Source organism: Intrasporangium sp., assembly GCF_036566125.1.
GTDB lineage: Bacteria > Actinomycetota > Actinomycetes > Actinomycetales > Dermatophilaceae > Intrasporangium.
The window spans coordinates 1-12,092 of record NZ_DATCWX010000077.1 but is presented as its reverse complement, the minus strand read 5'-3'; the positions used below and the strand labels follow the sequence as shown (position 1 = coordinate 12,092).

Annotated in this window: 10 protein-coding genes; 4 read left to right on the top strand and 6 right to left on the bottom strand. The window is 68.5% G+C overall.

Features of this window, described 5'->3' with window-relative positions:
- Positions 1-5: 5 nt before the first annotated feature.
- Both VIR15_RS04480 and VIR15_RS04475 read right to left on the bottom strand, forming a co-directional pair.
- A complete protein-coding gene (locus VIR15_RS04480) occupies positions 6-1,280 on the bottom strand; it encodes a lipopolysaccharide biosynthesis protein (protein WP_331926274.1) in 1,275 nt (424 codons plus the stop codon).
- Between the two features lie 86 nt (positions 1,281-1,366).
- Positions 1,367-2,140, bottom strand: coding sequence for a class I SAM-dependent methyltransferase (locus tag VIR15_RS04475; protein ID WP_331926273.1), 774 nt, complete (start codon positions 2,138-2,140; stop codon positions 1,367-1,369).
- A 50-nt stretch (positions 2,141-2,190) separates the two neighbouring features.
- Between VIR15_RS04475 and VIR15_RS04470 the strand changes: the two genes are divergently transcribed.
- Complete coding sequence (locus tag VIR15_RS04470) at positions 2,191-3,969, top strand: MmpA family trehalose lipid delivery protein (RefSeq protein ID WP_331926272.1); 1,779 nt, start codon at positions 2,191-2,193, stop codon at positions 3,967-3,969.
- A 2-nt stretch (positions 3,970-3,971) separates the two neighbouring features.
- Complete coding sequence (locus tag VIR15_RS04465; RefSeq protein WP_331926271.1) at positions 3,972-4,112, top strand: hypothetical protein; 141 nt, start codon at positions 3,972-3,974, stop codon at positions 4,110-4,112.
- Here VIR15_RS04465 and VIR15_RS04460 read toward each other — a convergent pair.
- From VIR15_RS04460 to VIR15_RS04450, 3 genes are read right to left on the bottom strand one after another with little or no spacing between them, the layout of a single operon-like run.
- Entirely contained in the window at positions 4,080-5,210 is a 1,131-nt protein-coding gene (locus tag VIR15_RS04460) for a glycosyltransferase family 4 protein (RefSeq protein ID WP_331926270.1), read from the bottom strand. The genes VIR15_RS04465 and VIR15_RS04460 overlap by 33 nt on opposite strands.
- Position 5,211: 1 nt before the next feature.
- On the bottom strand, positions 5,212-7,239 hold the full coding sequence (locus VIR15_RS04455; protein ID WP_331926269.1) for a hypothetical protein: 2,028 nt from the start codon (positions 7,237-7,239) through the stop codon (positions 5,212-5,214).
- Positions 7,236-8,699, bottom strand: coding sequence for a glycosyltransferase (locus VIR15_RS04450; protein ID WP_331926268.1), 1,464 nt, complete (start codon positions 8,697-8,699; stop codon positions 7,236-7,238). Before VIR15_RS04450 ends, VIR15_RS04455 begins: the two co-directional genes overlap by 4 nt.
- Before the next feature lie 114 nt (positions 8,700-8,813).
- On the opposite strand from VIR15_RS04450, the gene VIR15_RS04445 reads away from it, so the two are divergent.
- Complete coding sequence (locus tag VIR15_RS04445; protein WP_331926267.1) at positions 8,814-9,659, top strand: 2OG-Fe(II) oxygenase; 846 nt, start codon at positions 8,814-8,816, stop codon at positions 9,657-9,659.
- Between the two features lie 62 nt (positions 9,660-9,721).
- On the opposite strand, the gene VIR15_RS04440 is transcribed toward VIR15_RS04445, so the two are convergent.
- On the bottom strand, positions 9,722-10,933 hold the full coding sequence (locus tag VIR15_RS04440) for an acyltransferase family protein (RefSeq protein ID WP_331926266.1): 1,212 nt from the start codon (positions 10,931-10,933) through the stop codon (positions 9,722-9,724).
- A gap of 175 nt (positions 10,934-11,108) precedes the next feature.
- On the opposite strand from VIR15_RS04440, the gene VIR15_RS04435 reads away from it, so the two are divergent.
- Positions 11,109-12,029 (top strand): PorA family protein, encoded by a 921-nt coding sequence (locus tag VIR15_RS04435; protein ID WP_331926265.1) that lies wholly within the window; start codon positions 11,109-11,111, stop codon positions 12,027-12,029.
- Positions 12,030-12,092: the final 63 nt, after the last annotated feature.

Sequence of the window (12,092 nt, the reverse complement as noted above, 5' to 3'; positions counted from 1 at the left end):
AACTCTCAGGCCGTTGCCGCCGCGCGTACGGGCCGATCGTCCGGCGCGGCCCGCCTGCTGCCGAGCCTGGTGACGAACAGGAGCACGAGCAGGAGGGCGAGGTCAACCGACACGGTCACCATCAGCAGCCGTCCGACCGAGTCGACCCACGGGGTGGAGACGAGGATGGCCGCCACCGCGCCCCAGAGGAAGAGCACGGCTCGGTGGTGCGCCCGGGCAAGCGCGCTGTAGACGAGAAGCTGCACGGCCGCGAGAAGGGTGCCGATGGTGGCGAAGACCCACAGGCGCGGCACGACTTCGGCGTACGCATCACCGCCTACAAAGGGCAGCGCCAGGTCGCCCCAGATCCCGACGACCATCGTCGCGGTGCCGCCAATGAGCAGGATGAGCCCCAATCCGCCAAGGTGCACGCGGTGGCCCCCGCCCTGCCGGGCCATGGCTGGAAAGGCGACCACGGTGACGAACTGGGGGAGGAACTGCACGGCCTTGACCAGAATGAGCCCCGCCGCGTAGATGCCCGCTGGATGTGCATCGAGCGCGGTCCTTGCCACGACGATGTCGATCGTGGCAAGTGCGAAGAACGCCAGGAGCGCGTGTGAGCTCATCATTGCCTCTCGAACGATGCGCGAATGCGACCGCCCTGACGCGGGAGGCAGCGACTCTGCTGCCGCCTGGGCACTCGCGCGTCGCAGTGCGGCTGCCCCGACGAGAACCGGGACCACGGCGGCCACGGCGACTCCGCCCAGCACGGCCCCGAGGGCGTCCGGTCGGAACGCGAGGAAGACGGCACCAATGCCGAGCCGGGCCAGCCCAAGCGAGCTGAACACGACCGCGAGCGGGAACCAGCGGCCCTCGCCCTGCAAGATGCCCGCTTGTCCGCCCATGATGGCAAAAGACAAGGCAGGCACCGCCAAGAGGGCTGCGGTGACCCAGGAATCGAGCTGCAGCACCGCGGCGATGACGGGGGACAAGGCGAGACAGACGATCGCAAGGGCGATGCCTGCTCGCACCGACGTGGCTATCACCTTGCTCTCGATCAGGTGCCGGTCGCCCGGGGTCGCGGCAACCCGTCGGGCCCCCGTTGCCTGCAGCCCGAGCGAGACGACGTTGACGACGATGACCAGGCCCAGCATCGCCGCGAAGGCGCCGTAGTCGGCCGGGCCCAGCACATGTGCACACAGGAGCGTGAAGGCGTAGGTCGCTGCGTTCATGACGCCCGTTGCGACAGCGACGACGACCCCGCTCTTGACCGTCTGGCTGCGCCCGGCTCGCTCCACCACACGAAGAGAATAGGGGCGCGCCCTACCGGTGAGTAGTGATGGGGGTTGCGAACCTCCATGCTGATGGCTCAGCCGGATCAGTTGGATCAGTAGGGGTCGTCCGGACCGCGGTGTCCCAGCAAGCGGGTCAGTGATCGCATCCGCAGCCTGAGTAGGACCTTGACGACGATGTTGCGGAACCACCACGGCAGCTGCCTGAGGAATCGGAGCCGATCGCCCCAGTCCGGAGGGCCGACCTCCAGCGTGGCCAGGGAGTCGACTCGATCGATGAGACGCAGTCGGCGCGACGGGAAGACGTGGACGAGGAGAGCGGTCGTCACCCCGATGCTCGAGAACGCGTCATGAACCAGCATGTGGCCGCCGGACGGGAGGTGCCGCGACCATTTCAGGTCGTCGCTACACGTCCAGAAGTCGTGCTTGCCATCCACCCAGACGAGATCAACCGGCTGTTGCCACGTCCCCCGCACCTCGCTGCTCCGATTCGCAACGATGCTGACGGGGCCCTCCAGCCCGGCGACCCTGAGGTTGCGCTCCAGCGCCACTCGGGCCAGGTGTCCGCCGTAGCGAGGGCCTGTCATGAAGGCGTCCACCGCAGTCAGTCGACCACCCTGTCCGTGGCTGCACAGGGCAGCGGCGAGCACCAACGTGCTCCGACCCTGGTGGGAGCCGATCTCGACGACATGGGAGCCCTGTCCCAGGCTGAAGGTCTCGTCCCAGAGACGCCGCGCCTGAGCCTCGGTGAGCCATCCCGGCACCTCCGCCGCCCTCGACCACGCCTCCTCGAAGGTGCCGCCCGCCGCGGCCCCTGCAGGGGTCCCTGACTTGGGGTACTGGTCTTCACCGGACACGGTGGTCCTCACGTCAACTAGGGTGGGTCGGCCCACAGCGTAGAGCCACCCGAAGGAGGCCGATGACCTCACCGGCCCTGAGCTCGCGCCGGGTCCGCATCGCGCTCGACCTGTGGGTCCTTGCGCTGTCGGTCGTCCTCGTCTGGCCACTGGTCACCTCGTCCGGTTACCCACTGGCGAAGGACCTCGTCTTCACCCCACGTCAGCCGATGCGAGTCGAGTGGCTCGGTCTGGGTGACGCTCCCGCGCGTGCGGTTCCGCTCGATGCTGTCGTGTCCCTGGCCGACGCGCTCGTGGGTGGAGCCGTCCTGAGCCGGATTGCGGTGCTCGGTCTCCTCGTCCTCGCTGGAGCCGCGGCGCACCGAGTGCTGGGCCTCGCCCATCCGCTGGCCAGAATGGCCGCGGCGGGCTTTGCCGTCTGGAATCCCTTCGTCGTCGAGCGCCTGGCCCTCGGCCAGTGGGCCCTGCTCTGGGCCTATGCGGCGACTTTCGCCCTCGCAGGCGCGGCGGCACACTATCGCCTGAGTGCTGGGGGTTGGCGCCCGATCGCACCAGTCATCGCTGCGCTCGCCCTGGCCGCAATCACGCCGACAGGAGCCCTGCTCGGCGCGGCCGTTGCGCTGGCGATCGGCCTCGATCGCCGCCGCCACAAGGCGGTTCCACTCCTGCTGGTGTGCGTCGGGATGCAGCTGCCGTGGGTCCTGCCCACCCTCCTGGGAGACGCCGGCCTGCTCAGCGACCCCCGCGGAGTAGCAGCCTTCGCGGCTCGGGCCGAGCGCCCCGGCGGAGCGGTCTGGAGCCTGCTCGGCCTGGGCGGGATCTGGGATGCCTCGAGCGCACCATCCAGTCGAGTGGGTGCCTTCGGTCACGCCTCGTCTGTCCTGGTGGTCCTGGGCTTGGCGCTGGGCTGGCCAGGCCTGGGCCGGCTGCTCGGACAAAGCACCCGCCTGCGCCTGGCCGTCCTCGGTGGCCTGTCCTTCGTTGCGGCCGCGCTGACGACCTCCTCGGCGGGCCAGGCGGTGGGGCGACTCCTCGTCGAGTCGGTGCCAGGAGCAGGCCTGATCCGAGACGGGCAGAAGCTGCTGATGCCATTCGTCCTGCTGGCCGTACTGGCACTGGGGGCGACGACCGACCGGCTCCTGCGGTTCGCCTCCGTCAGGGCGGCAGCGCTGGTCCCGACCCTTGCTGTGGCGCTCATCGCGGTGCCGATCGTGGCGCTGCCGGATGCCACGACCTCGACGTGGCGGACAGTGCGGCCGATCTCGTACCCGGCCGACCTCGAAGCCATCGCAGGGATCGTCGACGGGACACCGGAGGCCCTGGTCTCCCTCCCGTGGGAGCCGTACCGCATCTATCGCTGGGGGCGGCCGGTGCCCGTGTTCGACCCCGCATCACGGTGGCTCGACGTCGACGTCATGGTGTCCGACCGTCTGCGGATCGGGACCGTCACACTCGAGGGGGAGAGTGCGCGGGCCGCGGCCGTGGGCGGCGCCCTTGCCTCAGGTCACCTCACCGGGCGGCGTCTCGCCGATATGGGTGTGCGCTGGATCCTCATCCAGCGTGACCGTGTCGGATCGGGGCCGGGCCCCGGCGACGTCGAAGGAGTGGTCACCCGCTTTGCCGGACCAGAGTTCGTGTTGATGGAAACGCCTGGGCCGTGGTCACGCTCGCCCGCGCCGCCACCGTGGACGACGGCGCTCGTGGCCGCTGTCGACATCCTGCTCCTACTGGTCTCAGCGGCAGCCGTAGGCACGGTCGTGACCGACCGCATCACGTCGAGGCTTAACCGGTTCCGTGGGCTACCCGCTGGTATGCTTCCCCGGACCCAGAGAGGGAGTTGAAGATGCTCATCAAGGTTGTCGGCCCGATCGTGGCCGGTGCCGTGCTCGCCGGCGTTGCGATCTTTGGGCTCGTGTCGAGCCAGACGGCCCCTCCTGACGTCAACCCGGCCTCACACGAGATCATCACCTACGGCGACCGCTGAGCGCGACGCGACTCCCAGCGCCTGCTCGAACCGATCGGCGGTGGCGTCCCAGTCCAGTTGGAGTGCCCGACGCCGGGCTGCGACAGACAACTGATCGCGCGTGACGGGGTCGGCCAGCAGTGACCGCGTGGCCGAGACGAGCTCGGCCCGCCCTTCGACGAGCAGCCCGGTCCGGCCGTGCTCGATGGACTCCGCCAGCCCGCCACTGGATGCGTAACCGACGGTCGGCGTGCCTTGCAGCGCCGCCTCCGTGACGGCGATGCCCCACCCCTCCTTCACGGAAGGCAACAACATCAGCCAGGCCCGTGCGAGAAGGAGCTGCTTCTGCGGCTCTGGCACGTGGCCATGGAACGTGACGAGATCATCCACCCCCAATCGCCTTGACTCGGCGACCAGCTCGTCCCGCCACCATCCGTCACCGACGATGTCGAGACAGAGCCCCGGGATCTCACCGCGCAGCCGGGCGACCACGCCGAGGGCATGCTCGATCTGCTTGTGGGGCACCAGCCTCGACAGGACGACGAGCCGGGGGGTAGCGGAGCGTGCGCCCGGGGCCGGACCGATCACAGCCTGGTCCAGGCCGTTGGGGACGATGGTGATTCGCGACGGCTTGATCCCGATCCCGACGAGATCGTCCGCACTGTGGCGCGAGACGGTCACGAAGCTCACCCGCTGGTAGAGCAGGGGGGTGAGGCGGGACTCGATGAACCAGCCCACTCGCCCCTTCCAGTTGGGGTAGATGATGGCCCATTGCTCCCGATGGACGTGGTGCACCAGGGCGACGACGCCACGATGCCTCAGGAGCGGCGACCAGAACGGTACGCCGTTGATGACGTCCACGACGACATCCGCCCGTCGGCCACTCGAGGAGAGCAGGTGCGCGAAGCCGTGCAGGTACACCGTGAGGCGGCCACCACGGCGGACGTGGGCCACACCATCGATGGTCTCCCGGACTGGACGGTCTGAGTCCGCCGCACTCCGGATGGTGACCGTGTGACCGCGCTCCGCCAGTCGCCTCGCCACCTCCTCGACGTAGACCTCGGAGCCGCCGCCATCCGGATGCCACGGGTCGCGCCACGCGAGAAAGGTGATCTCCACCTCAGCCGGCCTCGTTGAGCAGCCGCGGGCACAGGGTCAGCGGAAGACCCTCTTCCCGGTGGAGCGTGATGCCCTGCTTGACCGCTCGGTGAGGCGAACGGAAGGCGAAGTCGATGGTGCCCGGACGGGCCTCCCAGTTCTCGTTCCACTCGGTGAAGGGCACGTACCCGACGAACCCGCCCGGCGTGCTCGTCACCTCCGCGTAGCCGAGGTCACCCGCCACCGAGACGCCGACGCGGAAGCTGCCGCCCCCGTAGACCGGAAACCACGGACCGGCATAGTCGCCGTCCTCGTTGGCGATGACGACCCGTGCGTAGTGATCCCTCTTGGTCTCGAGCTGGACGAAACGGTCCTTGGTGGCGTGGACGATGAACAGCGGCGTACGCCCCGGACGGATGGTCTCCTGGACGTCCACGACGACGACGTTGGCGCGTCGCTCCACGAGCACCCACGGCTCGTAGGCGTCACCGGTATGGAGGTAGAGCCCCTCGCAGTCGCCGACGACATGGAGCTGGTCGGTCACGCCCTCGGCCGGGAGGCTGTCGGACTGGGTGACCATGCGCCGCACTCCTTGGGTCCAGGGGACGTGGTGGTCCAGCTGACTCGCCACATAGGACCTCAGGGGCTCGCCGCGCCACGTCATGGCCGCCGAGGCGTGGGCCGTCAGCATGTTGGCAGCGACCGAGAAGGCCGCGAGCGACGCCGCGCCTGCCAGGGCCACCCGGCGCAGCCGTCCACCCCTTCGCAGCAGGAACTCGCAGGCGGCCCACAGCCCGACGGCGCCCGCGACCAGCAGGCCCGGCACGAACTCGCTCGTGTAGCGGTAGGCGAGATAGCCGTAGGCCATGACGCCCCCACTCACGAGCACGCCGGCGAAGACGACCGGACGCAGGGCCCGTCGCTGCCGATCCCTGGTCCGGCGGGCCAGGTACGGCAGGGCGACGAGGCTGAGGATCAGGAGCAACGGCATGAAAGCCGTGACGCTGCCGGTCCGGTACGACTGGTCCAGGAAGGCGCCCGCGTGCGCTTGGGCCGGTTGCCCGGGCAAGGTGATGAACGGGAAGTAGTCGACGAACCGGATGCCGTCGGGCCGGAAGTAGTTGACGAACGACGTGGGGAAGAACTGCAGCCCGGTGATCGTCCCCCCGTTGGCCTCAAGGGCTTCACGGCGGTGTGCGTTGACGCTGGTCCAGACCTGCCTCTCGAGCGGGAAGAGGTAGGGGTGGCCGAACTTGACCAGGTTGTAGCCCATGGCCACCGCCAGGGGTGCGAGCCCGGCGACGAACGGGAGGCGCCAGCGTCGTCGTCCCTCGGGGCCGAGCCTCCCCAGTCGCAGCGCCAAGCCCACGGTCATGGCACCGATCGCGATGGCCCAGCCACCCGGCGTCCGGGTCAGGCCGGCCGCGAGCGCGAAACCCGCCAGCCACAGCGCGTTGGCGCGGCTCGGCTCGATTGCGGTGCGCAGGAGCCAGTAGAGGGCTCCCACGACCAGCGCTACAGCCCACACGTAGACCTCGTGGTAGACCCACGGGAGGCTCGCATCGAAGATGACCACCGTGCCACCCGTTGCGGCGACGAGGAACACCGCCGCAGCGAGCGCCTCGAAGCGGGTCACGGGCCGGCCGTGGGTCACGACGCGGCGCACCAGCCACAGCAGCTTGGCGGTCATGACCGCGAAAAGAACCCAGGCCACCGCCATCGAGAGGAGGGACAGCCGCCCGTCGAACGCGCGGGTGACGAGCAGGACCGGGATCCGGATCAGGGCGGGGAACGGCGGGAAGTACATGTACGTCTTCCCGTCGACGACGAAGCCCTCGATACCGAGGCTGTCCGTGGGGACGTCAATCCTCCCGTTGAGGAAGGCCTCGGCCTGGAGGTCGAAGAAGTTGGAGCCGTACCCGAGCCGCACGGCGGTGCGAGTCGGGTCGAAGCGGTAGTCGAAGAGCGCGAGGAAGTACGCGACGCCGCCCACGACCAGCCCGACGGCGGTCGCCACCAGCTCGCGCCGCTGTCGTGCGACTGATCTCAAATGGGCTCCAGCTGGTACAGGAACTGATAGCCGAACAGGGTCGGCCACGCCATCGTGGCCGCCCGGTCAACCGCGCCGAGGGTGTTGGCCATCGACCCTATCGCGGTGCCCTCGCGGCCCCGTTGGAGCACGTCCACGGGCGACCCGACCGTGTCACGGGCCACGATGCGCAGCGAACAGGAAGCGACGACCTTCTCGAAGCTTCGTCGCGTGAAGAAGCGCACGTGCCCTTCGTCCAGCGGGCCGCGCTGGTCATAGTCGAACCGACCGATTGCCACCCGGCCGCGCGGGTACCAATGACCGAAGTTCGGGACGGACACCAGGATCGTGCCGCCGGGCCGGAGCCTCTCGGTGATCTCGCCCAGCAGTCGGGCAGGGTCGATGACGTGCTCCAGGACGTCGGCCGCCACGACGACGTCGAAGCGCTCGCCCGTGTCCGGCATCGGAGCATTGAGGTCTGCCTCGACGAATCCGTCGAGGCGTTCCGCGACGCCATCGTGTTTGACGATGTCCACCCCGACCACGGTGTGCCCCCGTGCGCGAGCGAGCGCGCCGAAGCTGCCGTCGGAGCACCCGACGTCGAGGACTCGCGAGGGTTCGCGAGCTGCGAGCCACGCCAGGAGCCGTCCGTGGGATGAGTGGGGCGACGGCTTGAGCTCGTAGGCGTCCACCGTCGCTCCGGAGCTCGCCGTGCTGCCGAAGCCCATGCGGCGCAGGCGGTGGCTGACGACGTCCTTGGTGACGTCCTTGGCGTACTTCATGCCGTTGACGTAGCAGATCTCGTCACCGTAGTACGTCGGGATGGGCACCTCGACGATTCGCTTCCCCGCTGCATGCAGGCCGAGGATGATCTCGGTGTCGAAGTCGAAGTCGTCGGAGTACGAGGTGAAGTCGATGTCGTGCAGCGCGTCGACTCGGTAGGCCCGGTATCCCGAGTGCCACTCGCTGAGGGCCAGCCCGGTGAGGGAGTTCTGCATCGTCGTGAGGATGCGGTTGCCGACGTACTTGTACGCGGGCATCCCGCCCGCACGCGCCGCGCCCTTCGTCATCATTCGCGAGCCGAAGACCGCATCAGCGTCTCCACCGAGCAACGGGTCGACCACCGACTCAATGACCTCCGGCGCGTACTGGCCGTCGCCGTGAAGGAGCACGATGACGTCGAGGCCATGGGAGATCGCCCATTCGTAGCCGGCCTTCTGGTTCCCGCCGTAGCCAAGGTTCTCCGGATGGCGCACGACCGTGAGGGGCAGCTCGGAGCCGCGCTGGTAGGCGGTCGCGACGGCGTGCGTGTCGTCCTCACTCGCGTCGTCGCCGATGAGGATGTGGTCGACTCCGGCGATGAACGACTCGGGCAGCCGATCGAGCGTCTGGGCGAGGGTCGTCGCGGCGTTGTACGCGACGACGAGGACACCGACCCGCTTGGGGGACGGGGACCGCTGACCGTGCTGAGGGGTGAGCACCGTTGACCTCCCTGACGTCGGCGGCCACGTCCCGCCGGGCTTCCGCCGTGCGACTCGGGAGAGTGTAGGCCACCAAGTTACCCGCGGGAAACCAACTATGGGATAGTTCCGCGCATGACCTCCGAACCCCTCGTGGACTTCGATCGCCTCACTGCGGAGATCGAGTCCAAGGCGGCGCAGTACGCGACGGCGGCGCCGTTCCCGCACATCGTCATCGACGACGTCCTGACAGGGGACGCCTTCGCGGGATGCGTGCGCGAGTTTCCCCCGACGCGGGATCCGTTCTGGAAGGGGTACCTGCACGTCAACGAGACGAAGTACGCCAACACCCAGCCGGACACCTGGGGTGACTCGCTCACAGCCGTGGCAAAGGAATTCGTGTCACCGAGGTTCGTCGCCTGGCTCGAGCAGCTCACCGGCATCCCGGCGCTGCTACCGGACTGGACGATGGACGGGGGTGGCCTCCACCAGACCCTGCGAGGCGGGCACCTCAACATCCATGCCGACTTCTCCACCCACCATGTGCACGAGAACTGGGCTCGACGCGTGAACATCCTGCTCTACCTCAACGACGAGTGGCGGGACGAATGGGGCGGGCACCTGGAGCTCTGGGACAAGGACATGAGCTCTGTCCAGGGACGGGTCTCTCCCAAGGGCAACCGGATGCTCGTCTTCACGACGTCAGAGGACAGCTACCACGGGCACCCGGACCCACTCGTCTGCCCCGAGGACGTCGCCCGCCGATCGATGGCGCTGTACTACTTCACCGAGGAGGAGCGGGCCGTCCGACGGTCGACGGACTATCGCGCACGTCCCCAGGACGGAGTCAAGCGGGTTGCCATCTGGGCCGACAAGAACGTCGTCGATCTCTACGACCGCGCCAAGCGGCGGCTGGGCCTCGACGACGACACCGCGCAACGGATCCTGGCCCGCATCGACGGAGTCCGTCGCAGGAAGTGACGCCTGCTGGTCGGCTGACGTCTGGACCGAGCCGAGTGGCATACGGCCGTATGCCGCTGGGCTCAGTCCTGGGCGAGACGGGGAGTTGAGGACGTGGCTGCGTCGGCAGGTTCCTCCGATGCCTCGGCCCCGGGCACCTCGTGGGGTTCCCGCCGTGGTTGCCGCTCGGCTGGAGCGGACTGTGCGAAGCGGCCCATCAGCCACTTCTGGAGGGGTGTCTCGACGACACGCTGGGCCACCAGGACGGCGACGGCGGTGATGGCGAAGCCCACCCCGGTCCGAAGCTGCCACGACCAGTCGCTCGAGTGGCGGGCGACGGCCCAGAAGACGGGAAAGTGCCAGATGTAGATGGCCATCGAGGCACTGCCGAGGGCGACCAGTGGACGCCACTCGAGCGGTCTCAGGAAAGCCGGATTGCCCCGCGCGTGCAGCACCCCGACGACGAACGCCACGGCGGCGAGGTTGATCACGAGTCCTGGCCAGCGGAAGTAGGACTCGTCATGACCAGTTGTCATGATGAGGACGGCGAGGGCAGCCATTGAGACTGGCAGGAGAACGGGTGCTGCGGCGACGGACCATCGCCGGATCCACGGCAGCGCCGCGGCGACCAGCGCACCCAGGACCATGGCGTCCATCCGGGTCGTCGTTCGGAGCAGGGCGCTGAATAGGTCCTCGTTCTCCACGACCCACAGGCGCCAGGCGAAGAGGGAGACGGACAGCACGGCGAGGACCGCCACGAGGGCGAGGCGGTACTTGCGCAGCACCCACACGACCAGGATGAGCAGGAGCGTCACGTGGACGTACACGCTGATGTACCAGAGGTGACCGAGGTCCGGGCGTGCGACGAGGGCGTTGTCGAGCAGGAACCAGTTCCAGGTGTAGCTCGCCACCCGGACGATCGACTGCCGCAGGCTGGTGCCGGGGTAGACATCGGTCTCGTCGACCGCATGCACGATGGCGAGGGCGATGAGCAGGGCGTAGACGTGGGCGCTGATCCGCAGGAGGCGGCGCAGCGCGGCCTGGCCGGCAGTGAGTCTCCCGGTCCGCTCGACCTCGGCCAGCAGGCTTCGGGTGAGCAGGTAGCCGCCGATGACGAAGAACACGGTGACAGCGATATTGCCGGCGCGGAAGAGCCCGATGAAGGGCATGCCCTTGATCGAATCGAGCGGCCAGAGAGCCCAACCGTGGGACAACACGACGAGCGCGATCGCGACGCCGCGCAGGCCGTCCAGCGCGAGGAGGCGGCGTCGGCCAGCAGCCACGTCGGTCGTCATAACGGCGAACTGTAGTTGACGGCGCGGGCCAGCTGAACGCTGGTAACAAGTCGGATTCAACCGACGATTCCCCGGTCGTGACATCGCTGCCGGAGCCCCTACTGACTGGTACAGTTCGCGCAATTCATGCCGGGAAGGCCCCTCTGGGGCGCCGGCCTTCGACAAAGGGGTCACGGTGCGCAAAGCGTTGAGCATGGTCCTGCTCTTTCTCGGGTCCTTCCTGCTCGTCGTTGGTCTGCTCGCGAGGTTCTGGGCTCCCGGCGAGGTGAAGAAGACACCGCTCGACGTCAACTCGGTCATGCGCCTCACCGGCGAGGCGCTGCTCTTCGACGGCACCGCCCTCGTCAGCACCCCGGTCCGTGCCTCGAGCGTCACGCATGCCGACTCTGCCAAGTCCGACGACGACGTCGTCGTGTTCCAGAACTCCAGCTGCCTCGTCAAGAACCCGGACGGCAACGCGCCCGACTGTGTCTCCGCGGACGACCCCCAGGAACGGCTGATCAGCGCCAGCACGACTCACTTCGCGACGGATCGTGTCACCGCCCTGGCCGTCAACGACGCGCGGTACCTGCCCGCCGACGCCACGGCCGTTGAGGGCCTGGTGAACAAGTTCCCGTTCGACGTCGAGCAGAAGGACTACCCGTTCTGGGACGGTCTGACGGGGCAGGCCGTGCCTGCGGTGTTCTCGGGCGAGGAGGATCTGGACGGCGTCCACGTCTACCGGTTCGTGGTCAACGTCGTCGATGGCGACATCACCATCGGTTCCGATCCCGGGAAGTACACGACCGAGAAGACGATGTGGGTCGATGCCACGACCGGGTCGATCCTCAAGCAGACGGAGCACCAGATCCGCAAGATGGCCGCGACCGGCCAGACGGTCCTCGACCTCGACTTCGGCTTCACGCCGGAGACCGTGGCGAACAACGTCGCGGACGCCAAGGACAACGGGTCACGCCTCACCCTCTTGACGCAGACGGTTCCGCTCGTCGGCATCATCGGCGGCGTACTCCTGCTCGTCGTCGGCTTCCTCCTGTTCCCGCGCGACATTCCCGAAAGGCCAGTGGGGGAGCGGCGACGGGTCGGCACCTCCGCCTGACCGGGAGGCGCGAGCGCTCGCGGTCCTCCCAGTCGATACCGGCGCGCCGGCGCGCCGGCTCGC